This is a genomic window from Microbacterium sp. GbtcB4 (assembly GCF_019091465.1).
Taxonomy (GTDB): Bacteria; Actinomycetota; Actinomycetes; order Actinomycetales; family Microbacteriaceae; genus Microbacterium; species Microbacterium paraoxydans.
Window position 1 is genome coordinate 329,954 of sequence record NZ_JAGXJJ010000001.1, and the last position, 23,222, is coordinate 353,175.

23 protein-coding genes are annotated in these 23,222 nt (G+C 70.7%); 15 read left to right on the forward strand and 8 right to left on the reverse strand.

The features are described from left to right. Positions 1-21: 21 nt before the first annotated feature. The 6 genes from KVS71_RS01480 (at position 22) to KVS71_RS01505 (ending at position 4,401) form a co-directional block, all read left to right on the forward strand. Entirely contained in the window at positions 22-1,266 is a 1,245-nt protein-coding gene (locus tag KVS71_RS01480) for a sensor domain-containing protein (protein WP_368874528.1), read from the forward strand. Beyond that, positions 1,254-1,892, forward strand: a complete 639-nt coding sequence (locus KVS71_RS01485; protein WP_105949014.1) for a response regulator transcription factor — start codon at positions 1,254-1,256, stop codon at positions 1,890-1,892. Before KVS71_RS01480 ends, KVS71_RS01485 begins: the two co-directional genes overlap by 13 nt. Positions 1,893-2,110: 218 nt before the next feature. Next, the gene (locus tag KVS71_RS01490) at positions 2,111-2,452 is read left to right on the forward strand and encodes a PadR family transcriptional regulator (protein WP_144881578.1); all 342 of its coding nucleotides are present in this window, start codon (positions 2,111-2,113) and stop codon (positions 2,450-2,452) included. A gap of 1 nt (position 2,453) precedes the next feature. Then, positions 2,454-2,825, forward strand: a complete 372-nt coding sequence (locus KVS71_RS01495; RefSeq protein WP_217583150.1) for a DUF1048 domain-containing protein — start codon at positions 2,454-2,456, stop codon at positions 2,823-2,825. After that, complete coding sequence (locus KVS71_RS01500; RefSeq protein ID WP_217583152.1) at positions 2,822-3,637, forward strand: ATP-binding cassette domain-containing protein; 816 nt, start codon at positions 2,822-2,824, stop codon at positions 3,635-3,637. The genes KVS71_RS01495 and KVS71_RS01500 overlap by 4 nt, the downstream gene beginning before the upstream one ends. Beyond that, a complete protein-coding gene (locus KVS71_RS01505; protein WP_126894264.1) occupies positions 3,634-4,401 on the forward strand; it encodes an ABC transporter permease in 768 nt (255 codons plus the stop codon). Before KVS71_RS01500 ends, KVS71_RS01505 begins: the two co-directional genes overlap by 4 nt. Positions 4,402-4,536: 135 nt before the next feature. Here the strand turns inward: KVS71_RS01505 and KVS71_RS01510 are convergent, their stop codons facing one another. The 6 genes from KVS71_RS01510 to KVS71_RS01535 all read right to left on the reverse strand — a co-directional run bounded on the left by KVS71_RS01510 (position 4,537) and on the right by KVS71_RS01535 (position 12,129). Beyond that, complete coding sequence (locus tag KVS71_RS01510; protein ID WP_217583154.1) at positions 4,537-6,012, reverse strand: lipase maturation factor family protein; 1,476 nt, start codon at positions 6,010-6,012, stop codon at positions 4,537-4,539. A 56-nt stretch (positions 6,013-6,068) separates the two neighbouring features. Next, positions 6,069-7,046, reverse strand: coding sequence for a choloylglycine hydrolase (gene bsh, locus KVS71_RS01515; protein ID WP_060923284.1), 978 nt, complete (start codon positions 7,044-7,046; stop codon positions 6,069-6,071). A gap of 146 nt (positions 7,047-7,192) precedes the next feature. Further along, the gene (locus tag KVS71_RS01520) at positions 7,193-8,101 is read right to left on the reverse strand and encodes a glycine betaine ABC transporter substrate-binding protein (RefSeq protein ID WP_060923285.1); all 909 of its coding nucleotides are present in this window, start codon (positions 8,099-8,101) and stop codon (positions 7,193-7,195) included. Positions 8,102-8,253: 152 nt separating this feature from the next. Next, on the reverse strand, positions 8,254-9,213 hold the full coding sequence (locus KVS71_RS01525) for a proline/glycine betaine ABC transporter permease (protein ID WP_060923286.1): 960 nt from the start codon (positions 9,211-9,213) through the stop codon (positions 8,254-8,256). Beyond that, the gene (locus tag KVS71_RS01530; protein ID WP_368874529.1) at positions 9,213-10,604 is read right to left on the reverse strand and encodes a glycine betaine/L-proline ABC transporter ATP-binding protein; all 1,392 of its coding nucleotides are present in this window, start codon (positions 10,602-10,604) and stop codon (positions 9,213-9,215) included. Before KVS71_RS01530 ends, KVS71_RS01525 begins: the two co-directional genes overlap by 1 nt. Positions 10,605-10,935: 331 nt before the next feature. Continuing rightward, entirely contained in the window at positions 10,936-12,129 is a 1,194-nt protein-coding gene (locus KVS71_RS01535; protein ID WP_217583156.1) for a methyltransferase, read from the reverse strand. 204 nt (positions 12,130-12,333) lie between these two features. Between KVS71_RS01535 and KVS71_RS01540 the strand changes: the two genes are divergently transcribed. From KVS71_RS01540 to KVS71_RS01555, 4 genes are all read left to right on the forward strand, one after another. Then, positions 12,334-12,723 carry a GntR family transcriptional regulator gene (locus tag KVS71_RS01540; protein WP_060923259.1) on the forward strand — a complete coding sequence of 130 codons (390 nt, stop codon included), beginning with the start codon at positions 12,334-12,336 and terminating at the stop codon, positions 12,721-12,723. Then, a complete protein-coding gene (locus KVS71_RS01545; protein ID WP_217583164.1) occupies positions 12,720-13,637 on the forward strand; it encodes an ABC transporter ATP-binding protein in 918 nt (305 codons plus the stop codon). The genes KVS71_RS01540 and KVS71_RS01545 overlap by 4 nt, the downstream gene beginning before the upstream one ends. After that, a complete protein-coding gene (locus tag KVS71_RS01550; protein ID WP_060923261.1) occupies positions 13,637-14,323 on the forward strand; it encodes a hypothetical protein in 687 nt (228 codons plus the stop codon). The genes KVS71_RS01545 and KVS71_RS01550 overlap by 1 nt, the downstream gene beginning before the upstream one ends. 175 nt (positions 14,324-14,498) lie before the next feature. Then, complete coding sequence (locus KVS71_RS01555; RefSeq protein ID WP_217583166.1) at positions 14,499-15,617, forward strand: aromatic acid exporter family protein; 1,119 nt, start codon at positions 14,499-14,501, stop codon at positions 15,615-15,617. Position 15,618: 1 nt separating this feature from the next. Here KVS71_RS01555 and KVS71_RS01560 read toward each other — a convergent pair whose 3' ends face one another. After that, positions 15,619-16,209, reverse strand: a complete 591-nt coding sequence (locus KVS71_RS01560; protein WP_060923262.1) for a transcriptional regulator — start codon at positions 16,207-16,209, stop codon at positions 15,619-15,621. Positions 16,210-16,279: 70 nt separating this feature from the next. Between KVS71_RS01560 and KVS71_RS01565 the strand changes: the two genes are divergently transcribed. Next, a complete protein-coding gene (locus KVS71_RS01565) occupies positions 16,280-17,578 on the forward strand; it encodes an MFS transporter (protein ID WP_060923263.1) in 1,299 nt (432 codons plus the stop codon). 15 nt (positions 17,579-17,593) lie between these two features. Here KVS71_RS01565 and KVS71_RS01570 read toward each other — a convergent pair whose 3' ends face one another. Then, entirely contained in the window at positions 17,594-17,812 is a 219-nt protein-coding gene (locus KVS71_RS01570; protein WP_060923264.1) for an SCO4848 family membrane protein, read from the reverse strand. Positions 17,813-17,931: 119 nt separating this feature from the next. Between KVS71_RS01570 and KVS71_RS01575 the strand changes: the two genes are divergently transcribed. From KVS71_RS01575 to KVS71_RS01590, 4 genes are read left to right on the forward strand one after another with little or no spacing between them, the layout of a single operon-like run. Next, positions 17,932-18,555, forward strand: coding sequence for an RNA polymerase sigma factor (locus KVS71_RS01575; RefSeq protein ID WP_231919551.1), 624 nt, complete (start codon positions 17,932-17,934; stop codon positions 18,553-18,555). Then, positions 18,552-19,007 carry a hypothetical protein gene (locus KVS71_RS01580; RefSeq protein ID WP_025104190.1) on the forward strand — a complete coding sequence of 152 codons (456 nt, stop codon included), beginning with the start codon at positions 18,552-18,554 and terminating at the stop codon, positions 19,005-19,007. The genes KVS71_RS01575 and KVS71_RS01580 overlap by 4 nt, the downstream gene beginning before the upstream one ends. 50 nt (positions 19,008-19,057) lie before the next feature. After that, positions 19,058-20,629: a S8/S53 family peptidase gene (locus tag KVS71_RS01585; RefSeq protein WP_217583168.1), complete on the forward strand. Its 1,572-nt coding sequence runs from the start codon at positions 19,058-19,060 to the stop codon at positions 20,627-20,629. 48 nt (positions 20,630-20,677) lie between these two features. Then, positions 20,678-23,122, forward strand: coding sequence for a CHAT domain-containing protein (locus KVS71_RS01590; protein ID WP_217583170.1), 2,445 nt, complete (start codon positions 20,678-20,680; stop codon positions 23,120-23,122). The last annotated feature ends 100 nt before the right edge of the window (positions 23,123-23,222 follow it).

The window sequence follows — 23,222 nt, forward strand, 5'->3', positions numbered from 1 at the left end:
GCGCTCGGGCAGACTTGCAGGGTGAAGGACGGATGGATGCGCCGGTGGCTGCGCGGATGGCTGCCCGATGCGCGGTTCCTCGCCGTCGAACTCGGCGCCTCCGTCGTGTCCCTCGCGCTGTTCTGCGTCATCCTCGTGCTGCTGCCGCTCATGCTCATCACCGGCGGGGTGCTGTTGCTTCCGCAGGTCGTGCAGGTGCTGCACGCCTGGAGCGACCGCGCGCGGCGACGGATCGGACGACGACGCGGGGAGGATCTGCCGCCACTCGGGCGCACGCTGCCGCGCGGCGCGACGATCGACGAACGGCTCCGCTTCGCCTTCTCCCGCACCACCGCCCGCGACGCCCTGTGGCTCACCGTGCACGCCTTCCCGGTGATGTGGCTGTCGCTGCTGACGCTCGCGCTGCCGTTGTCCGCCGTCAACACACTCGCGGTCACCTGGTACTGGCAGTTCGCGCCCGCCGACGACCCGGTCGGCTCGCCGTACCCCGTCACGTCGTGGGAGCTCGCGTGGACCATGCCGCTCGTCGCCCTCGCCTACGCGGTGGCTGCGCTGTTCCTCGTGCCGGTGGTCGCCCGACTTGTGGCCTTCGTCTCGGCGAGGCTCCTCGCGACGCCGCAGAAGTCGCGCCTCGCCGCCCGCGTCGACGCGCTGACGCTCAGCCGCGCGGCCGCGCTCGATGCCCACGCCGCCGAGCTCCGGCGCATCGAGCGCGATCTGCACGACGGCGCCCAGAACCGCCTGGTGAACGTCGTGATGATGCTGGGGATCGCGGAGCGCGCCCAGGAGACCGGCGGCGATGTGATCGAGCCGTTGCACCGTGCGCAGGATGCCGCGGCCGATGCCCTCGCCGGCCTCCGGCGCACGGTGCACGACATCTATCCGCCGATCCTCGATGAACTGGGTCTCGAGGGGGCGCTCGCGTCGCTCGCCGGGCGCAGCGTCGTGCCGTGCACGCTCGACGCCGCGCACATCGGCCGGGTGCCGGCGGCGGTCGAGTCGGCGTCGTATTTCGTGGTCGCGGAGGCGCTGACCAACGTGAACAAGTACAGCGCCGCCACGCGAGCCGCCGTGCGCGTGGAGCGGGAGGGCGAGCTGCTCCTCATCACGGTGGAGGACGACGGGGCCGGCGGCGCGATCGAGCGTCCGGGCGGAGGTCTCGCCGGGATCCGACGCCGGGTGGAGGCGTTCGAGGGCACGATGGACCTGTCGAGTCCCGCCGGGGGACCCACCATCCTGCGGACGGAGCTGCCATGCGGATCGTGATCGCGGAGGACGACACCCTGCTGCGGGAGGGCCTCGCGCTCCTGTTGCGCAGCGAGGGCTTCGACGTGATCGGCGCCGTGCCGGACGCGGACGGGTTCCTCGCCCTCCTCGACGAGGCCGATGCGGCGGTGGTCGATGTGCGGATGCCGCCGACCTTCACCAGCGAGGGGCTCAAGGCCGCGGCCGAGGCGAGAGCCCGCCGCCCCGGCTTCCCGGTGCTCGTGCTCTCGGCGTATGTGGAGGACCGTTACGCGGGGGAGCTCCTCGCGGCGGGGGCGGACGGCCTCGGCTACCTGTTGAAGGAGCGCGTGGGCAAGGTCGCCGCGTTCGTCGACGCGCTTCGCCGCGTGGCAGCCGGCGGCACGGTCATGGACCCCGAGGTCATCTCGCAGCTCATGAGCCGACGTCGCGCCGACGACCCCGTGCAGACCCTCACTCCGCGGGAGCGTGAGGTGCTCGGGCTCATGGCCGAGGGCCTGGACAACACCACCATCGCCGCACGCCTGTTCGTGACGGAGACCGCGGTGAGCAAGCACATCGGCAACATCTTCGCCAAGCTCGGGCTCGCCGCCAGCGACAGCGGCCACCGCCGCGTCCTCGCCGTCCTCGCCTATCTCCGCGGCTGACGCTTCCGCTCCCTCCCCTCTTTCGCTGAGACCCCGGGTTGTCGTCGACGCCCCGGGGTTTTCGCGTCTGCAGCCCGGGGTCTCGCCGCGTACCCGGGGTCCCGGCGAAAAGATTCAGTATTCGGTGTTGCTAAGTACCGGTACTCAGTGTTACTTTGTACCGGTACCCAGCAATACTGAGTACCGAACGGAAGACACAGGAACGAGAGGAGGGGACGATGGGCAAGCAGATGACCGAGATGCTCAAGGGCACCCTGGAGGGCATCGTGCTGGCCCTCCTCGCCGAGCAGCCGGCCTACGGGTACGAGATCACCGCGCGCCTGCGGGAGCACGGATTCACCGACACCGCGGAAGGCACCGTCTACGCCCTGCTGGTCAGGATCGAGCAGAAGAAGCTCGTGGACGTCGAGAAGGTGCCGAGCGAGAAGGGCCCGCCCCGCAAGGTGTACACCCTCAACGCGCAGGGCCGCCAGGAGCTGGAGGAGTTCTGGACGACCTGGGACTTCCTCCGCACGCACATCGAACGACTCAACACGAACACCACGAACAAGGAGAACTGACATGGCCGCCAAATGGATCGAAGCGCTCACCGGATCGCTCGAGCAGAAGAAGCAGTACAAGCAGGCGAAGGCGCAGATCGAGGCTCTGCCGGAGCCGTACCGCACGGTCGCCAACGCCCAGCACCGCTACACGATGTACTACGGGGGGATCACCGACGGGGACACCCTCGTGCAGATCTTCCTCGACCTCGCTGACCTGTGGGAGCGCGCCGCGATCGACGGCACCCCGATCGACGACATCATCGGCGACGACCCCGTGGAGTTCGCCGAGAACTACGCCGAGGCCTACGGCGGCACGCAGTGGGTCGACAAGGAGCGCGCGCGGCTGAACAAGGCGGTCGCGGAGGCGAGGAAGAAGGAGGACGAGTCATGACGACGCCGGCCCTCTCGGTGCACGGCATCGAGAAGTCGTACAAGGAGCTGCACGTGCTGCGCGGCGTCGACTTCGAGGTGGAGCGGGGATCGATCTTCGCCCTCCTCGGGTCGAACGGCGCGGGAAAGACCACCATGGTGCGCATCCTCTCCACGCTGCTCACGGCCGACGCGGGCACGGCGACGGTGCAGGGCATCGACGTCGCGGCGAACCCGGTCGGAGTGCGCGAGAGCATCAGCCTCACCGGACAGTTCGCTGCGGTCGACGAGATCCTCACCGGACGCGAGAACCTGGTGCTGGTCGCGAAGCTGCGGCATCTCCCCGACGCCGGCGCCGTGGCCGATCGGCTTCTCGCGCGCTTCCGGCTCGCCGAGGCCGGGGGCCGCAAGGTCGGCACGTACTCCGGAGGGATGCGGCGCCGGCTCGACATCGCGATGAGCCTGGTCGGCGACCCCGAGGTCATCTACCTCGACGAGCCGACCACGGGCCTCGACCCCGAGTCGCGCATCGAGGTGTGGGACGTCGTGAAGGAGCTCGCGGGCGGCGGCACGACCGTGCTGCTCACCACGCAGTATCTCGATGAGGCGGAGCAGCTGGCCGACCGCATCGCGATCCTGCACGAGGGCCGCATCATCGCGAACGACACGCTCGCCGGACTGAAGCGGCTCCTTCCGCCCGCGAAGGTCGAGTACGTCGAGAAGCAGCCCACCCTCGAGGAGATCTTCCTCACCCTCATCGGCCCTTCGACAGGCTCAGGGACCCAGGCCGGGACCCGGGCGGGGACCCCGGTCCAGAGAGGAGATGCAGCATGACCACGCACTTCGCCGCCGACACGGCGACGCTCACCGGCCGCTCCATGCGGCACATCTTCCGCAGCCCCGACACGATCATCACCACCGCGGTCACCCCGATCGCCCTGATGCTCCTGTTCGTGTACGTCTTCGGCGGCGCGCTCCAGCAGAGCACCGGCGCCGAGAACTACGTGAACTACCTGCTGCCGGGCATCCTGCTCATCGCGATCGCGTCGGGCATCGCCTACACGGCGTTCCGGCTGTTCACCGATATGCAGAGCGGCATCTTCGAGCGGTTCCACTCCATGCCGATCGCCCGGTCGAGCGTGCTGTGGGCCCACGTGCTCACGTCCCTCACGGCGAACGCCATCACCCTCGCGATCATCTTCGGGGTCGGGTTCCTCATGGGCTTCCGCACCGGCGCGAGCGTCTGGGCCTGGCTCGGCGTGATCGGCATCCTGATGCTGTTCACGCTGGCGCTCACCTGGTTGGCGATCATCGCGGGCCTGAACGCGAAGACGGTCGACGGTGCGAGCGCCTTCTCGTATCCCCTGATCTTCCTGCCGTTCATCAGCTCGGCGTTCGTGCCGACCGACACCATGCCGGCACCGGTGCAGTGGTTCGCGGAGAACCAGCCGGTGACCTCGATCGTCGACACCATCCAGGCGTTGTTCGCGGGGGAGCCGGTCGGGTCCGACATCTGGGTCGCTCTCGCCTGGTGCGTCGGGATCCTCGTGGTCGCCTACGTGTTCGCGATCATCTCGTACCGGAAGAAGGTCAGCTGATCGACGTCAAGCGAGACGGAACGCTCCGACCGGGGACTCTCCCCGGCCGGGGCGTTTCGCCGCGCTCGGCGGCCGTCCGAATCGCCCGAATGGCTCCATCCGGCCCGGACTTGCCGCACAGTGTGCGACTCGAAGTCAGCGGAGACCGACCGGACCGAGCACCACGCGGCGACCGGTCCGGACCCAGACGGCGCCGTCGACACGGTGCTCGGCGCGGGTCGTGAAGCGGTAGCGGTACGAGACGGCGCGCACCCACCGCGGCCGCTCGCCGTCGAAGGGGTCCACGCGCAGCATCCGCAGCGTCGGGGCATCCGCCTCCAGGAGCCGCACGAGGAACACGGAGAACCAGTCGTCCAGCGAGTGCCCGAGCGGCAGGAACCACATCAGCCAGTCCAGCCGCAGGTGATACGGGGCGAACTGCCGCGGGATCCGCCGCACGTCCCCCGGCTTCCCGCGGAACTCGTACTCGCGCCAGTGCCGGCCCTCCTCGTCGTCCGACCCCTCCACGACGATCTCGATCCGCTCCCGCGTGACCGTGCCGAAGGCTCCGTAGGCGTTGGCGAGCTGCCAGCGGTGAAAACTCGCGTTCATGAGCTGCCGTCGAGCGAAGAGGTTGCGCACGGCGGGCACGCTCAGCACGACGAACAGCACCCCGACCGCCGAGGTCACCACGACCCACCACAGCGGCATGCCAGACACCGTCCACGGCAGCGAGGTCTCCGGCGTCCGCTCCGGAGTCCCGATGCCGGGGAGGCCGATCGCGGAGAATCCGAGCACGATCGTCGCCCCGTTCAGCCACGCGAAGTTCCCGGTGAGCACGAGCCACAGCTGCGTCGCGATCACGATGCCGCCGGCGACGGCGCCGACGATCTGCGGCACCGGACCGGGGAGCCACAGCGACAGCAGCGGGGCGAAGAGGAAGAACGGCACGACCAGCTGCGCGACGTGGTTACCGACGACCTCGAGCTTGTGGAACCACCGCGGCAGCAGATGCGCCTGGCGGCTCAGCGGCCCGGGCATCGGCTGGGTCTCGTGGTGGAAGGTCATCGCGGTGAGGTCGCGCCACTCGCGTCCGCCGCGGATCTTGATCATCCCCGCACCGAACTCCAGCCGGAACAGCAGCCACCAGAACAGCACGATCACCACGGTCGGCGGCGGCTGGTCGTTCGAGCCGAGGAAGGCCGCGAGGAACCCCGCCTCCAGCAGCAGCATCTCCCACCCGAAGGAGTAGAACGTCTGCCCGATGCTCACGACCGACATATAGCCGAACCACAGGGCGAGGAAGGCGAGCATCGGCACCCACGGCGGTCCGAGCTGCGGCACCCCGGCGATGAGCAGGGCGGCGATGACGATCCCCGCCCCGCACAGCGCGACCAGGCGCCGGTCGGTGTAGCGGACGCGGGTGAAGAGCGTGGGGTGCAGCAGCTTCCGGCGCTCGCGCTTCTGCGCCACCCAGTCCAGCAGCACGGGCGCGGGCAGGAGCCCGTGCTCACCGAGGAGCGGACGGAACTGGTTGAGCGTCGAGACGAATGCCACGAGGTACAGCGCCGCGATGCCCCGCTGCAGGACCTCGCGGGCGAACCCGAAGTCGACCGCCGCGAACCCGTCCACGGCCACAGGCTACGCCGCGGCCGCCCGCCCGATGAGGGGGTTGCGCGGAGCGGAGATCAGTTCTGCATCGCGATCTGCTGCCCCTTCACGAGCGGATACGCCGCGAGCTCGGACCCGTCGAGATCCTCCTTGTGCATGTCCACGCCGGTGATCTGACTGTTCTCGTAGGTCGTGTAGTAGTACACGCCCGTGGCGGTGTTGGCGCACGACGAGTAGATGGTGATCTCGTACTTCTCCTCATCGCCGACCTGCACGCACCCGCGCTGCTGGGCGACAGAGCCGAGGATCTGGAAGAACTGGCTGATCGACTCCGACTCCGTCGTCCCGCACACCGAGTTCATGCGCGTGAACACCGCCTTCACGAACCGCGACGATGACGACAAGTCGCCCGGCAGCCCGATCCCTCCCATGCCGCGACTGTAGAGGTCCATCGGCACGTCCGAGGCGAACGTGTTCTCCGGCTGCCGCTTCGAGAGGTGCTGATAGTCGTTGAGCCGGAAGCTCTGGATGTCGAACGTGGGGTTGTTCGTGAGCACGCCCCAAGGGTTGTCGTAGACCTTGAGGCCGCCGCGCACGCTCTCGACCGTGATCGATGCGCTCTTGTCGGCGATGATCCAGTGCAGCGGCGACAGCGGGAACTCCGGGCTGAAGTCGATGTCGACGAGACTCACCGACCGCAGCGCCTCTTTCACCTCGGCCACCGTCTCGAACTGTCCGAGGACCCAGGGGATGAACTCGAACGGCGTGACCTCGGTGTCCCCCGACCCCGGCGCCGGATAGTGGGCGTTGTCCGGGAAGTTGAGCCCCGCCATGCCGAGCCCCTTCTCGTTGACCGCGTCGTAGTAGAGCGGGTAGCCGTCGGCGATCGTGGCGATCCCGATGATCGCGTGGTGCGTCGGCAACGACGGCAGCCGGTGGAACGGGAACGGGAAGTTCCGCGGTGTGACGGTCACGGTCTCGTTGTACGAGAACTCCAGATCGAGATTCCTCCCGAAGTAGTGGTCGGCGGTCGTGAAACTCAGTCCTGTGCACATGGTCGTGTCCCCCCATCCGCGGGCCGGTCGACCCGCCGGTTTCGCGCCATGCTTCCACCTCCCGTACCGGAATGTAAGTGGGGTCACCCACGACGAAGGAGGGCCTCCCGGCGCGGGAGACCCTCCTTCGAGACGTGCGACGGGTGTCAGCTGGTGACGGTCCAGTCGAACTGGTCGCCGTACTCCTCGAGCCACGCGTCGACCGCGTCGGCTTCCTTGCCCTCGCCGTACTCGTTGACCACGAGGTCTTCGAGCGCGCCGTACTGCTCGTCGTCGAGCTTGATCTTCTCGATCAGCTCGGCAGCCTCGGGGAACTCGTCCGCGAAGCCCGCGGTACCCAGGAAGTGCAGGGCCTCGGCCTCGCCCATGGCGCCCTTCGGGTCTTCGAGGTCCTTCACGGGGAAGGCGTCGTTGGCCCAGAACGGACGCCACAGCGTGACGACGATGTCCTCCTTCTTGTCGGTCGCGGTCTTCAGCTCGGTGAGCATCGCCGCGGTCGACGAGGTGACGAGCTCGTACTCGCCGTCGAGGCCGTACTCGGGCATCATCTTCTGGGTCTGGGCGGTCAGGCCCGCACCCGGCTCGATGCCGTAGATCTTGCCGTCGAAGTCGGCGCCCTTGCCCGCGAGGTCCTCGATCGAGGTGAGCTCGGAGTACTCCGGCACCGCGAGGGTCAGCTTGGCGTTCTCGTAGTACTTGCCGAGGTCTTCGATGTCGTCGCCGTACTTGTCCATGTACGAGGCGTGGGTGAGTTCCGGCCACGCCGACGGGTAGATGTCGACATCGCCCTGCGCGAGCCCGGTGTAGAGCGGGCCGGCCTCGGTGAGCGTCTTCATCTCGACCGTGTAGCCGATCTTCTCGAGCTGGTCCTGCAGGAGGTAGGCGGTGCTGAGGCCGTCGGTCCAGGAGGGCAGGAACCCGAGGGTGATGGTGCCCTTGTCGTCGGCGCCGTCGCCGCCACCGCTCGTGCCGCCGGCGCCGTCGCCGCTGCATCCGGCGAGGGTGAGCGCTGCGGCAGCCCCGAGGGCGGTGATGGTCAGGATCTTCTTCTTCATGTGACTCTCTCTCTTGCGTTCCGTATGTGATTCAGGAGGTGCGGACGAGGCCGCGGGACAGCTGTGCCGGGATCGAAACCGTGCCGGGATCCGCGCCCCCGCGCCCCTTTTCCGTCCCGCACCGGACGAAAGGGGGTGGGGGACGCGGGGGCTCAGGCGCGGGCGAGCTCGGATTCGGTCGAAGCCTCCTCGGCGGGCGCGGAGGCTGCGGGCTCCGACGCCACGGGGGCGGAGGGCCGGGACGAACCGCGACGCTTCAGCATGCCGAGGAGCGAGGAGCGATTCTCGCCGGGGGCACCCAGAGCGGCGGTCACCCGGTCGAGGAACACGGCGATGAGCACGACGCCCAGTCCCGCCTCGACACCCTTGGGGATGTTGATGGTCGAGATCGCCTCGACGACCATCTTCCCGAGCCCGTCGGCACCGGCCATGCCGGCGATGACCGCCATCGACAGGGCGAGCATGATGACCTGGTTGACCCCGGCCATGATGGTCGGCATCGCGAGGGGAAGCTGGATCCCGCGGAGGATCTGCCCCGGCGTCGCTCCGAAGGCGTGGCCGGCCTCGACGGTCTCCGCGTCGACGCCGCGGATGCCCAGCTCGGTCAGGCGCACGCCGGGAGGCAGCGCGAAGATCACGGTGGCGACGAGTCCGGGCACCACGCCGATGCCGAAGAACACGATCGCCGGGATCAGGTACACGAAGGCCGGCATGGTCTGCATGAAGTCGAGCACCGGCTTGAGCGTCGCGCGCACGGTCGCATTGCGCGCCGACCAGATGCCGAGCGGCACCGCGATCAGGACGGCCACGACGGCGGCGACGAGCACCAGGGCGAGCGTCTGCATCGCCGGGACCCAGAGGTCCATGGCGACGATGAGCCCGAACGACAGGATCGTGCCGATGGCGAGCTGCCACGAGCGCACGAGCCAGGCGATCAGCGCCGCGATCACGATGATGACGGCGAAGTGCGGCGTGAGGAGCAGACGGGTGAGGCCGTCTACGAGGAAGCTCACCACGAACGAGACCGCGTCGAGCAGGCCGTCGAGGTTGGCGGTGATCCAGTCGACACCGGCGGCGACCCAGTCGCCCACGGGGATGCGGAAACCGTCCATCAGCGCACCTCCTCCGTGTCGACCTGGGCCCCTGAGGCGAACCCGCCCTGGGTCCCTGAGGCGAACCCGCCCTGGGTCCCTGAGGCGAACCCGCCCTGGGTCCCTGAGCTCGTCGAAGGGCCGGGCTCGGCCGTCCACCCGTCGTCGAGCACGGCGTCGATCTCGGCCTGGGGCATGGGGGTCATCGGCAGCAGGATCTCCTCGGTCGCTCCGGGCCCGGGACCGAGCGCCGCGAGCAGCGTGACGCGCGGGATCACGCCCGCGAGGCGGCCGTCGGCATCCGTCACCGCGAGGGGCAGCGGCGACTCGACGGCGGGGACGAACAGGTTCATGAGGACGTCGTCCTCGCGCACGCTCTGCAGCACCGGCTTGATGATCGAGTCGAGGCGCGTGGCGCCCTGACGGACGAGCTTCACGGCGTCGCGATCGGTGACGACGCCCACGAGCTGGCGGTCCTTGCCGACCACGTAGGTCGCCGACATGTAGGCGTCGCGCATCTGGCGGAGCGCAGTGCGAGGACCGGCCGACTCGGCGACGACGGGGCGCGGACGCTCCATGACGTTCGCGGCGGTGAGCACCCGGGCGCGGTCGACGTCCTGCACGAACTGCTCGACGTAGTCGTTCGCCGGGTCCATGAGGATGTCCTCCGGCGTGCCGATCTGCACGATGCGGCCGTCGCGCATGACGGCGATGCGGTCACCGAGGAACATGGCCTCGTTGAGGTCGTGCGTGATGAAGACGATGGTCTTCTGGAGCTTCTGCTGCAGCTCCAGGAGCTGCTCCTGCATCTCGCGGCGGATCAGCGGGTCGAGCGCGCTGAAGGCCTCGTCCATGAGCAGGATGTCGCTGTCGGCCGCGAGGGCGCGGGCGATGCCGACGCGCTGCTGCATGCCGCCGGAGAGCTCGGACGGCAGCTTGTCGCCCTGGCCCTCGAGCCCGACGAGGGCGAGGATCTCCTCAGCCTTGGCCTGGCGCTCGGCCTTGCCGACGCCCTTGAGCTCGAGCGGGTAGGCGACGTTCGCGGCGACCGTGCGGTGCGGCAGCAGCGCGAAGTGCTGGAACACCATCGAGATGCGGTCGCGGCGGATCTCCCGGAGGCGGGCGGCCGGGATCCCGGTGATGGGGTCGCCCCCTACGGTGACGGTGCCGGCGGTGATGTCGTGCAGGCCGTTCAGCATGCGGATGATGGTCGATTTGCCCGATCCGGACAGGCCCATGATGACGAAGATCTCACCGCGGTTGACGGTGAAGCTGGCGTCGATGACGGCGGCGGTCCCCGCGTCGGCGACGGCGGCACGGCTCTCCCCGGCCTTCAGTCGACGGACGGCGGCGCTCGGATTCCTCCCGAACACCTTGTACAGATGGCGCGCTTCGAGTGCTGTTTCGGACACGTTTCCCCTGCGGCTCGGCCTTCGGGTGGCTGAGCCTGCTTCGGTCACGTCCGGGTGATCCTCACGAGGCCGTTCGACGTCTTCGCTGTGGCGGCACAGGCGGCGGATTTCGGATCCGCCGCAGAGGGGATCGACCGTACGCCCACGCCTCTTCGCCGCACAGCTCATCGAAGGAAGGACGTGACCGCGGACTGGTCTATGGGCCGTCAGGCCCGCCAACCAACGTAACGAAATGGCCGGTCAGCGGCAAATCCTGCGCCACGGAGCCGCCCGGGTTTCCGCCGCTGACCGGGGGATAGTACGAGCGCCTAGCAATCTCGGCGCACCGCGTTCACGGGCGTCGGACGGTGCGCGTCACGGTGAACTTCGGGGTGCGCCGGAGCTGCTCGGTGGGGCCGAGGAGCCGGGTCAGCTCGGTCCGATAGCCGAGGCTCGAGTTGTACACGGTGAACAGCTCGCCGCCGGGGCGGAGCAGACGCGCGGCGGCTTCGAACAGGCGGGTCGCGGCGCCGGTGTGCACGCTGGCACCGAGGTGGAACGGCGGATTCAGGAGCACCGTGTCGAAGCTCCCCGCGGCGAGCGCCGAGCCCGCGTCGTCGTGGATGACCTCGACCCGATCGGCCACCCCGTTCGCCGACGCGGTGGCACGGGCGGAGGCGACGGCGGCGGCCGAGCGGTCCGTGGCGACGACCCGGTCCCGCGGGGAGGCGAGTGCCCAGGACACGGCGAGCGCGCCGGTCCCGCAGCCGAGGTCGAGGACGCGGCGCCCGCCGTTCACAACTCCGGAAGAACGGCTGCTCTCGCCGCCGTTCCGCTCGTTCTCGGCGCGTGTCACCTCTGTTCTCCTGAGTTGTGGACCGCCCAGGCCGAGCACCTCGAGCAGGACCCGGGTGCCGATATCGAGGCGGGACCCGGCGAAGGCGCCGCCGTGGGCCACGAGGACGAGGTCGCCGTGCCGCGCGGAGACCGGGAACGGCGGCGACTCGGGCACCGGGAGCGGCTCGGAGGCGACGAGCAGCCGCGACTTCCGCTCGGCGCGCTGCGCCTGTACCTGGGCGAAGCTCCGCGCCAGGACATCGTTCTGCGCCAGAGTCATGTGCTTCACTCGACCGCCGGCGACGAGCACCACGTCAGGCGCAGCCCACCGGGCGACCGCATCCGCGATCTCCTCCAGTTCGGCGAGGGCCTTCGGGAGCTGCAGCAGCACCAGTTGTGCACCGGTGAGCAGGCCCTCGTCGAGTTCGTGCGGGGTGAACCCACCGATCCCGAGCTCCTCGGCGTTGCGGGCGAGCGCGCGGCGTCCGGTCGCGAGGTCCTGGTGCACCCGGATCCCGCGCCGCCCAGCCGCCGTGAGAGCCAGCGTGATCGCGCCGTACTCGTCGCCGATCACGACCGTCTCGGACCCCGGCACGTCGAGAGCGAGCGCCCGTTCCACCAGCAGCAGATCGGTCGCATCGTGGGCCTGGAGGTTGTCCGCCTCGACGTCGGGCCAGCGACGCAGACGACTGTAGGGGAACTCCGGCACCAGCCCACTGTACGCGGCCGGCCTCACCCCCTCCCCGTGCACAAGTTCGGAGCTGACGGCCGACACGCCGCCAGAACCGACCGTCGGGCGGCATGTCGACGGAGATCTCCGAAGCTGTGCCCGTCCACATCCAGAGGGGTTGACACCGTGGCTGGTTCCGTGGTTACTTAGTCAAGTAAGTAACCCAGCAACCACGGAGGACTCGTGATCGAAGAAGGCAAGCCGCTCTTCCTCCAGATCGCCGAGCAGATCGAGGACTCCATCCTCGACGGCTCGCTGGCCGAGGAGGCGCAGGCCCCTTCGACGAACGAGCTCGCCGCGTTCTACCGCATCAACCCCGCCACCGCCGCGAAGGGAGTCGCCATGCTCACCGACAAGGGAGTGCTTCACAAGCGCCGAGGCATCGGCATGTTCGTCTCGGAAGGCGCCAGGGACCTGCTCCTCGGCGAGCGCCGCGCGGCCTTCGCCGACCGCTACATCGACCCGCTCCTCGCGGAGGCCCGCACGCTGGGCCTCGGCGCGGAAGACCTCGCGGACCTGCTCCGTCAGCGCGCCGCATCCGCCCCCACCCCAGAAGGGAAGAACCCCGCATGACCGCCGTCATCGAGGTGCAGAACCTCACCAAGCGCTACAAGGAGAAGCGGGCGCTCGACAACGTGTCGCTCGCCCTCGAGGGAGGCTCGATCTACGGGCTGCTCGGCCGCAACGGCGCCGGGAAGACGACACTCATGTCGATCCTCACGGCCCAGAACTTCGAATCCTCCGGCACCGTGAAGGTGTTCGGCGAGCACCCGTACGAGAACGCGCATGTGCTCGGCCGGATCTGCTTCGTCCGGGAGAGCCAGAAGTACCCGGACGACGCGACCCCGCGGCACGCGTTCGCCGCCGCCCGCCTGTTCTTCCCGCACTGGGACCAGGGCCTCGCGGACGAGCTCATCGCGGAGTTCCAGCTGCCGATGAAGCAGACCATCAAGAAGCTGTCCCGCGGGCAGCTCTCCGCGGTCGGCGTGATCATCGGCCTGGCCTCCCGCGCCGAGATCACGTTCTTCGACGAGCCCTATCTGGGACTCGACGCGGTCGCCCGGCAGATCTTCTACGACCGTCTCGTGGAGGACTACGCGGAGCACCCGCGCACGATCATCCTCTCCTCGCACCTGATCGACGAGGTCGCGAACCTCATCGAGAAGGTCATCGTGATCGACAACGGCCAGATCCTCCTCAACGAGGACACGGATGCCGTCCGCGACCGCGCCGTGACCGTCGTCGGGGATGCCGCGAAGGTCGACGCCTGGGTCGGCGATCGCGAGGTGCTGCACCGGGACGAGCTCGGTCGCGTGGCCTCCGTCACCGTGCTCGGCGCCCTCACAGCCGACGATCGCGCGGAGGTGCGGGCCGCGGGCCTCGACCTCGCCCCCGTCTCGCTGCAGCAGCTCATCGTCCGCCTCACCCAGAAGTCGGAGACCCGCACCGGCACCAGAGCCGACGCCACCACGGAAGGAGTCCGCTGATGCGACGCACACTCAACGTCATCCGCCTGCAGCTCATCAACCGGCAGACCTTCGTCTGGGTGCCGCTGATCATCCTCGCCTCGGCCGTGGTGATCTCGGTCCTCATCTACGCGATGATCCCCGGCGACGCCCCCAAGTACGGCGGAGGCGGCCAGGCACCGCTGTGGTACTTCTTCGCGATCGGGCTGTCGGCCATGACGCTGACCTTCCCGTTCTCCCAGGCCATGAGCGTCACCCGGCGCGAGTTCTTCATCGGAACCCTGCTGACCGCGATCCTCGGCAGCGCGCTGCTCGGTCTGCTGTTCCTCCTCGGCGGCGCGATCGAGCTGGCCACGAACGGGTACGGCGTGAACGGCTGGGTGTTCCACCTGCCGTGGCTGTGGGAGGCCGGACCACTCGGAGCCTTCGTCGTCTACTTCACCCTCGCCCTGTTCTTCTTCGTGGTCGGGTTCACCGGCGCGACGATCTACAAGAGCTGGGGCCCGATGGTGCTCACCATCGTGGGCGTCGCCCTGGCGCTCCTCCTCGTGGGGGTCGTGTTCCTCGTGACGCGGCTCGAGCTGTGGGGAGACGTGTGGCTCGGCATCCTCGACCTCGGCGCCGTGGGCCTCGCCCTCTGGGGGCTCGTGGTCGTCGCCGTCCTCAGCGCCGTCTCCTTCCTCGCGTTCCGCCGGGCCACGCCCTGACGCAACGACCGGAATCCGCCGATGCCGCGGCCGCGCACCCCGCGCGGTCGCGGCATCCGCGTTCGGCCGCCCTCTACCCGGCGACCCGAGGCGGGGCAACCCGGTGGCCGCGCGCCGCCTGCCGCCCTATCCTCGCCAGAGATGGACCACCCGACCGCCGCGAGGAGAGGATGACGTGACGCCCGACCTTTCGCGCCTGCGCGTCCGCGAGCGCCGCTCGTACCTCGCCCGCACCGTCCGTGAGGCGGTCCGCCCCGCCCGTCTGCTCCTCGTGGCCAAGACGGCGCTCGCCGTCGGGCTCGCGTGGACGATCGCACCGCACATGCCGGGGGTCACCGACGAGTACCCGTATTACGCACCCCTGGGCGCGCTCGTGAGCATGTACCCCACGCTCATGGGGTCCATGCGGTCGAGCCTGCAGACCCTGTTCGGTCTGGCCACCGGCATCGGTCTGGCCGCGGTGATCGTGCTCACGGTCGGGCCGACGTGGTGGACGATCCCGCTCGTGGTCGGCCTCGGCGTCCTCGTCTCCGGCACCGGCTGGTTCGGCGTCGGCAAGGAGTACGTCCCGATGGCGGCGCTGTTCGTGCTCATCATCGGCGGTCAGAACGCGGACGACTACTCCCTCGGCTACCTGGCCCAGATGGGGGTCGGGATCGTCATCGGTCTGGTGGTGAACCTCCTCTTCGCCCCCGCCCCGCTCATCGGATCGGCCGAGGCGCGGGTGGAGGAGTTCCGACGACAGCTCGCCGGGCACCTCCACGACATCGGCTCCGCGGTCTCGGAGTCCTGGCCGCCGGAGACCGCACAGTGGGCCGACGATGCCGCGGCGCTCGCCGAGACCACCGCCGACCTCCGTGCCGCCCTGGCCGAGGCCGACGAGAGCGTCCGCTACAACCCGCGCGCGCGACGCCGGCATGCGGGCACCGCCCACATCCACGAGCAGCTCTCCACCCTCGACCGGATCGCGCACCTCATCCGGGACATCGCCGACGCGACGGCCGACACGATCTGGGAGCGTCCGGCGGCCATGCCCCTGGATCCTGCCCTGCCCGAGCCGTTGTCGGCGGCCTGCCACGCCGTCGCCGACGTCATCGCGGAGGACGACCCCGCCTCGAGCGCGGCGCATCGCCGCCGCGCGGAGGCGGCGCGCGCGATCCGGCTGCTGCTGGAGAAGGTCGACGACCGCACGTTCGACGTGCGCAGCTCGATGGGACCGGGCGTGCTGACGGCGATGCACCTCCGCCGCATCCTCATCCTCAGCGGCGAGCGCCTCGACGACGAAGACGAGTGAGTCAGATGGTGTCGTCGGCGACGACGATGTCCAGCTGCCAGTGACGGCCCGCGGGGTCGGTGTCGTCGTGCGCGTCGTCGGCGGCGGAGAGCACGTCATCGATCTTGTGCATCACGTCGTCGAACTCGGCCTCGGTCAGTCGGATGGTGCGCTGCACGAACGACGCGTGCACGTCGGCGGTGCGACCGGACACATACTCGGGCGTCCAGGCCACCACACGGCGGAGCAGGTCGACGTGGTCCTCTGCGAGCGCGGCCACCACCGCATCGCCGAGCGCCTCGTCCGCGACCGGATTCTCCGGACCGCCGACGGTGAGGGCGCCCTTGCGTCCCGTCCACACGCGGTCGCGACGGTCTCTGGCCTGCTCCGGAGCCTCCTCGATGAGCCCCGCCTCGGCGAGCACCCGCAGGTGGAAGCTGGCGCTGTTGGCCGGCACGTCGAGCGCGCCGGCGATGTCCGCGGCGCGCAGGAAACCGCGGCGCGCGATGAGGCGGAGGATCTGGCGGCGCAGCGGGTGTGAGTAGGCCTTGAGCATGGCCGACGTCATGAAGGCGGCGTCCTCCCGAGAGGTCTTCTCCGCGTCGTCAGCCATTCCCCGATCCTAGTCACGCAAATGCGCACGAACAGTTGCGCAATTATTCTTGCGGAACTATCGTCGAGCCATGAGCACGACGAGCACTCCGCACCGCCTGTGGCAGAACACGCGCTACCTCACCTGGCTCGTGAGCGACACGAGCAAGGGGCTCGCCTCGGCGCTCTTCGGGTTCGCGGTCCCGCTCCTCGCGCTCGTCATCACGAACGACCCCGCACAGGCCGGCATCATCGCGGGGGCGGGCATGGTGGCGCGTGTGCTGCTCACCCTCGTGGGCGGGATCATCGCGGACCGGCACCAGCGCATCGTGCTCATGCTCGTCGGCTCGATTCTGGGGATCGTGCTGGCCGGGGCCTTCACCCTGCTCGCCCTCGGCGGCGCCCTCACCTTCGCAACTCTCCTCGTGATCGACGTGCTGCTGGCCGCGCGGAGCGGCCTCTTCGACGTCGCCGGGGAGAGCGCGCTGAAGGAGATCGTCCCGGACGACGCGATGGGGCGCGCGCAGGCCGCGAACCAGGGGCGCGATGCGGCCCTTCAGCTCGCCGGCGGCCCGCTGGGCGGGCTGCTGCTCGGCGTAGGCGGCTGGCTCGTCGGCGCGGTCATGACCCTGTGCCACCTCGTCGCCGCCGTGACCGCCGGGCTCCTCGGGCGACAGGTCCGGCGCGCGGGCATCGCCGACGTCGGCGCCCTGGACGAGGACGACGGCGGCGCGCCCCCCGCGCGCCCGAACGCCTGGCGGGAGTTCCGCGAAGGCTTCGGCTGGCTGCTGTCCCGTCCCGACCTCGGCGGCGTCATGCTCATCATGACCATCGTGAACCTCGGCTTCAACGCCGCGATCACCACGGCCGTCTATGCGCTGCAGCAGGCAGGCCATTCCGAACTCCTCATCGGAACCGTCAGCGCGGCCATCGGCGCCGTAATGCTCGTCGGCGCGATCGTCGCCCCGCTCCTCGTGCCCCGGATCCCGGCGGGCGTGCTCACGATCGGCGGGCTCGCAGTGGTCGCCCTCGGCGCCGTCGTGCTGTCGTTCGCGTCGGCACCGTGGACCGTCTCCGCCGTCCTCGGTGCCACGGTGCTCCTCGTCCCCGCCCTGAACGCCGGGATGATGGGCTACTTCATGGTGGCCACGCCATCACGTCTGCTGGGGCGCGCGAACAGCGCCATGGGGGTCCTCGCGATGGGCGCGATGCCGCTCGCCCCGCTCATCGCCGGCTTCGGCCTGGCCGGGCTCGGACGACAAGGCACCATCCTCATCTGCGCGGCCCTCTGCGTGGTGGCCGCCGCCCTCGCGATCGGGAACCGCGCCCTCCGCAGCCTCCCGGTCGAGTCTCGCTGGGCCGCGCACGCCGCCCGGTACGAGGGGGACTGAGGTGGAGACACTGCGCTAGGGCGCGACCGCGAGCACGGTGATCCCCGCCGCCGCGGAGGCCACGGCCAGCACCAGCGCGATCGCGATGAGGATGCCGTGCACGCGGAGGAACGGGGTGGCCTTGCCGTTCTCGTCCCTCGCACGCGGGTCCTTCGCGACGCGGGTGTAGAACCGCGGCCAGACCAGCACGTTGAAACCGGCGTTGAGGAACAGCACGACGACGAGAGCGATCACCCCTCCACGCTAGCGAGGGCGGCGTCGCACCACGGATCCGGCCGTCGGAATTCTTGGACGGCGACATGTATCACCGAGCCCTTGCCGTGCTCCTAGTAGGTGTGATCACAATGGGCTTCATGATCGACGGTGCCCCCGGCGCCGCCTTCGATCCGGCATCCGACGACGGGCGTGCACGCTGGGAACGCGCCGCGGACCTGTTCGATGCGTGGCGCGATGGCGACGGCCGCTCGATGGACGACCTGGTACGGCTGATGACGCCCGTGCTCTGGCACGTCGTGCGCGCCTACGGCCTCGAACGCACCCTCGCGGAAGACGTCGTGCAGACGACCTGGCTCCAGCTCGTGCGTGGCCACGGCGCCATCGCCGACTCGCGTGCCGTCTCCGCCTGGCTCACGACCACCGCCCGCCGCGAGGCCTGGAAGGTCGGCAAGGCCGTTGGTCGCGTCGACACCGCGGAATCCGACGACCTGGACGCCCTGCTTCCGGAGCAGGCGTCCGCGGAGGAGCACGCCGCGCTCGACGACGAGAACCGCCGACTCTGGGCCGCCGTCCGCCGCCTTGCCGAGCGCTGCCAACGACTGCTCCGCGTGATCGCCTTCGAGGACCGTCCTGACTACGCCCGCCTCGCCCGCGACCTCTCCATGCCGGTCGGCAGCATCGGCCCGACCCGCAGCCGCTGCCTCGCGAAGCTCCGCGACCTCCTCGACGCCCCGGCCACCCGGACGGAGGGACAATCATGAGCGATGAGGACGACGCCCGACTGTTCGCCCGCCTGCGCAGCCTCTGGAGAGAGGTCGATCCGGTCCCTGCCGGGCTGATCGACCGGATGGTCGCCGCGGTCGCCGCGGACGGGCTCAACCGCGAGTACGCGCTGCTCACGCTCGTGGAAGGCCAGCTCGGCGCGGTCCGCGGCGAGACCGACGCCCTCACGCTGCAGTTCAGCGACGGCAGCACGAGCATCCTCCTCCACGTCACGACGACCGCGTCCGGGCGACGGCGGATCGACGGCTGGGTGGACACCGCCGCCGCGGAGATCCTGTTGCTGCAGGGCGAGCGCGAGCGCCGCACGACCCCGGCGGAGACCGGCCGATTCGTGTTCGACGAGGTGCCGTCCGGGCTCAGCCGCGTGCGCCTGACCGCGACGGTCGGCGACGAGACCCGCACCCTGGAGACCCCGCAGTTCGAGTTGTGACCCCGCGTCGCCGGCGCCGTCGCCGGCGATGCCCACGGAGAGGATGACCGATGGAGCAGCCCCAGGGATGGACCTGGCAGGACCGCGCGGAGGGATCGATCCGCCGCGGCACCGCCCTCGACCCCAGCACGGAACCGGTGGACGGGATCCGGGCGTTCCCCACCGCGTACCTGCCCGAGCGGCTGCTCATCACGCGCGCCCTGGACGAGCAGGAGGCGTACGACCGCGAGCTGCGCGCCTTGAGGGATGCCGCGGACTCCTTCGGCTGGCGGCTGGAGGTGGAGTCGCCGGAGCGCGAGATCGGGAACGGCGAGCTCGTGCCGGGTGTCGCGGGGTTCCTGCGGGCACGCCTGACCACGCCGGATGAGCCGACCAGGGGCGAGTCCCCCGTGGCGCCCGACGCCTGGCGGGTGCTGCAGCGCGCGCGCCGGCTGTCGCGCTCGACCATGCCGCGGACCAGCCTGGAGCACGTGCTCTCGATCGACCCGGTCGGACTCAACCCGTTCACCCGGACGAACCCGTTCACGCGGACGAACCCGTTCACGCGGACGAACCCCGTCCGCGGTGCCGCTCCCGGCGGAGGCGGCAGCGACGACTACCTGGAGCCCGGACGCGGGGCGCGGCAGCCGGTCACCTGGCTCGGCCCCGCTCCGGCTCGAGCAGCCGCTCCGAAGCGCGGACGACGACCGGTCGTGGCGATCCTCGACACCGGCTGCGGGGAGCACGCCTGGCTGCCGTCCGACATCGTCACCCGGCACGTCGAACTCGACGGCGTCCCCGTGGGCTTCACGGACGACGCCGACCCCGAACGCTACCCCGACCTGTACGGGCAGCTCGACGGCGAGATCGATGCGGTGGCCGGTCACGGCACCTTCATCGCGGGCCTCGTGCGTCAGGCCGCCCCGGACGCCGACATCCTCTCGATCCGCGTCGCCGGCGCGCTCGGGGTGGTCGACGAGAGCACGCTCCTGGAGACCGTGGCGCAGGTCGTGGAACTGCTGCGGCGGCACCGCGAGGATCCGACGACCGGCTTCCCGATCGACGTGCTCAACCTCTCCCTCAGCTACTACCACGAGACCCCGACCGACGGGCTCTTCAGCAGGACCCTGTACGAGCTCCTCGCGAAGGCCAGAGAGCTCGGCTGCGTGGTCGTCTGCTCGGCCGGCAACGACGCGATCGATCGGCCCTCGTTCCCCGCCTCGCTGTGGCCGTGGCCCGGCGCCGACAACGGGCTGCCGTCCGACGACGGCGCTCCGCACGTGTCGGTCGGCGCCCTGAACCCGTCGGCGCACTCCGTCGCCCTGTTCTCGAACGTCGGCCCCTGGGTGCAGGTGTACGCCCCGGGCGCGGCCGTGGTCAGCACCTCGCCCGCCTTCGTCGGCGGCGCGCAGGCCGCGACCCGCGCGGACATCGACGGGCTGCCGCGCGAGACGCTCGACCCGGACGACTACCGCGGCGGCTTCGCGGTGTGGAGCGGCACCTCCTTCGCCGCTCCGTACATCGCCGGTCGGGTCGCGGCCCAGCTCGGCGCCGTCCCGGCCGCGGGGGTGAAGCCCGCCGTCGCCGGGAAGGCCGTCGCCGCCGTGCTGAAGTCCCTGCCGACGCCGCACGAGAGGTCCTGACACCTCGCACCCTTCCGCACGACCGCTCCGGCACGGCATCCTGGACGGATGCCCCTGTCCGCAAGCGCGCTGCACCGACGCGGCGTCGAGGCGGCCAACGCCCGGCAGTTCACCCGCGCCAGGCGGGAACTGGAGAAGGCCGCCGCCCGCACCGACGATGCCGACCTCCGCGCCCGCATCGACGGGACGGCCGCCTACGTGCTCGCGCAGACCGGCGAGCCCGCGGCGGCGGAGGCGCTGTGCCGGGAGGCGCTGGCCAGGGACGGGCTGCAGGCCGAGACGGTCGCCCTCCTCGGCGGGCAGCTCGGCGCCCTCCTCATGCACGGGGGCCGGATGGAGGAGGCCGAGGCGAGCCTGACCGCCGCGATCGACGCCCTGGCCGCGACCGGGAGCGAGACCCCCGCGCTCGCCAACTGCCTGATGAACCGGGCGGTCGTGCGGATGCAGCGCCATCACCTGGACACCTGCATGGCCGACCTCCGCCGTGCGATCGGGATCTACGAGGCGCACGACGAACCGGACTCCCTCGCCGAGGCCACGCACAACCTCGGTTACGCCGCGCTCCTCGGCGGCGACCTCGTGTCGGCGCTGCGCCTGATGGCCGAATCCCGGCCGACGTTCGCCGCCACCAGTGCCCTCGCCACCGCCATCAGCGACCTCGACCGCGCCGAGGTGCTCCGCGACGCCGGGCTGACGACCGAGGCGGAGGCCCTGCTCGCCCAGGTGGCCGTGCAGTTCGGCGCCCAGCGGATGCGCCAGGCCCGCGGCGAGGCGGAGTTCCACCTCGCCCGCTCCCTCGTCCGGCACGATCCCCGGGCCGCCGCGCGCGCCGCGAGGACGGCAGCCCGCCGCTTCACCTCCCTCGGCAGCAGCGGCTGGGCGGCCCGCGCCGCGGCGGTGGAGCTGGAAGCCCGACAGCGGATCCGGCCCGATCGCCCGCTGGACGCCGCCGCGTGGGAGCAGGTGGCACAGGAGCTCGACCGGAGCGGCTTCCGCACCGAGGCCACGGCCCTGCGGTTGAGCGCCCGCCGCGACGGCACCGGCCGCCTCCCCCGCATCCCCGCCTCGGCCCCGACGCCGCTCCGCCTCCGCGCGCAGGAGGTCCGCGCGGCCCGCGCCGCCGGGCGCGGTCGCGACGGGGACGCGCTGCGCGCCGCCGCCACCGGGCTCGACCTGCTGTCGGCATGGCAGCGCTCGTTCGGTGCCCTCGACCTGCAGGCCTCCGTCGCCATGCATGCCAGCGACCTCGTGTTCACGGGACTCGCCGCGGCCGTCCGCCGTCGCGACCCGGCGACGCTCTTCGAGTGGTCCGAGCGGGCCCGGCACCTCAGTCAGCAGGTCGCCCCGGTCCGCCCCCCGCACGACGACGCCCTCGCCGCCGACCTCGCCGAGCTCCGGATGCTGCGTGCCGACCTCGCGGGGGCGGACTGGACGACCGACCCCACCGTCCGCGCGCTCCGCGACCGGGTGCGCGAGCGGCAGTGGTCGGCCACCGGCTCCGGGGCGATGCGGGAACGTCGGACGCTGACCGAGGCCTCCGCGCTCCTGCCGGCCGACACGGCAGTCCTGGCCTACGTCTATACCGGCGCCGGCCTGCACGGGGTGGTGGTGCAGCCGGACGGCGCGACCCTCGTCGACCTGTCCTGGTCGCGGGTGCGGACCGCCCTCGACGGCCTGCGTGCCGACCTCGACATGGCCGCGCTCACGCGGGACGGAGCGATGGGTCCGGTGACCGCGCGCGCTCTGGCAGCGCGCCTCGCGGTCCTCGACGAGGAGCTGCTCGCGCCGATGCGCCAGGCCGCCGCGGGCGCCGCGCGGTTCGTGATCACCGTTCCCGGCATCCTCGGCGGGGTGCCGTGGGCCATGCTCCCCGGCATGCACGGAGTGCCGTTCACCCTCGCGACCTCGGTCTCGCGCTGGCTCGACGGGGAGGCTTCGGCCGCCTCGACCCCGCGCGTCGGGTTCGCGGCGGGACCACGGGTGGCGCGGGCCGCGGAAGAGGTCCAGCGCGCAGCGGAATCCTGGGCGAGACGAGGGACGACCCGGACGCTGCAGGGCCCCACCGCGACCGTGACCGCCGTCACGGAGCTGGCGGCCTCCGTCGACGTGCTCCATATCGCTGCGCACGGACGCCACGCGGTCGACAATCCGCTGTTCTCCGGGTTCGAACTCGCCGACGGGGTGCTCTTCGGCTACGACGTCGACCTCATCGCCCGGGTGCCGCGGACCGTGATCCTCTCGGCGTGCGAGCTGGGTCGCTCCTCCGTGCGCTGGGGCGAGGAGGCCCTGGGCATGACGCGGGTGTGGTTGCACGCGGGCGCGGAGGCGGTGATCGCGGCCCCCGTCACGGTGCCGGACGACGACGCGTGCGAGCTCCTGACCGCGGTCCACGAGGGTCTCGCCGGCGGCGCGTCCCCCGCCGACGCCCTGGCGAGCGCCGCGCTCATGACGGGGGTTTCCGCCCCGTTCCAGTGTCACGGCAACGGATTCTGACTTTTTTCCCGGATCGAGGTATCAGAATCGCACCCGCCTTCTCCTGTTCTTCGGAAGGTGTCGAGCGAAAGGCCTCGAAGGGAGAGGCACGAGGGAGGCG

What these genes read in the sequence shown, in the direction of transcription:
- KVS71_RS01485 (WP_105949014.1), top strand. Translation starts at nt 1,254, where the DNA reads ATGCGGATCGTGATCGCGGAGGACGACACCCTGCTGCGGGAGGGCCTC.
- KVS71_RS01490 (WP_144881578.1), top strand. Translation starts at nt 2,111, where the DNA reads ATGGGCAAGCAGATGACCGAGATGCTCAAGGGCACCCTGGAGGGCATC.
- KVS71_RS01495 (WP_217583150.1), top strand. Translation starts at nt 2,454, where the DNA reads ATGGCCGCCAAATGGATCGAAGCGCTCACCGGATCGCTCGAGCAGAAG.
- KVS71_RS01500 (WP_217583152.1), top strand. Translation starts at nt 2,822, where the DNA reads ATGACGACGCCGGCCCTCTCGGTGCACGGCATCGAGAAGTCGTACAAG.
- KVS71_RS01505 (WP_126894264.1), top strand. Translation starts at nt 3,634, where the DNA reads ATGACCACGCACTTCGCCGCCGACACGGCGACGCTCACCGGCCGCTCC.
- bsh (WP_060923284.1), bottom strand. Translation starts at nt 7,046, where the DNA reads ATGTGCACAGGACTGAGTTTCACGACCGCCGACCACTACTTCGGGAGG.
- KVS71_RS01520 (WP_060923285.1), bottom strand. Translation starts at nt 8,101, where the DNA reads ATGAAGAAGAAGATCCTGACCATCACCGCCCTCGGGGCTGCCGCAGCG.
- KVS71_RS01525 (WP_060923286.1), bottom strand. Translation starts at nt 9,213, where the DNA reads ATGGACGGTTTCCGCATCCCCGTGGGCGACTGGGTCGCCGCCGGTGTC.
- KVS71_RS01545 (WP_217583164.1), top strand. Translation starts at nt 12,720, where the DNA reads ATGACCGCCGTCATCGAGGTGCAGAACCTCACCAAGCGCTACAAGGAG.
- KVS71_RS01550 (WP_060923261.1), top strand. Translation starts at nt 13,637, where the DNA reads ATGCGACGCACACTCAACGTCATCCGCCTGCAGCTCATCAACCGGCAG.
- KVS71_RS01560 (WP_060923262.1), bottom strand. Translation starts at nt 16,209, where the DNA reads ATGGCTGACGACGCGGAGAAGACCTCTCGGGAGGACGCCGCCTTCATG.
- KVS71_RS01565 (WP_060923263.1), top strand. Translation starts at nt 16,280, where the DNA reads ATGAGCACGACGAGCACTCCGCACCGCCTGTGGCAGAACACGCGCTAC.
- KVS71_RS01575 (WP_231919551.1), top strand. Translation starts at nt 17,932, where the DNA reads ATGATCGACGGTGCCCCCGGCGCCGCCTTCGATCCGGCATCCGACGAC.
- KVS71_RS01580 (WP_025104190.1), top strand. Translation starts at nt 18,552, where the DNA reads ATGAGCGATGAGGACGACGCCCGACTGTTCGCCCGCCTGCGCAGCCTC.
- KVS71_RS01585 (WP_217583168.1), top strand. Translation starts at nt 19,058, where the DNA reads ATGGAGCAGCCCCAGGGATGGACCTGGCAGGACCGCGCGGAGGGATCG.
- KVS71_RS01590 (WP_217583170.1), top strand. Translation starts at nt 20,678, where the DNA reads ATGCCCCTGTCCGCAAGCGCGCTGCACCGACGCGGCGTCGAGGCGGCC.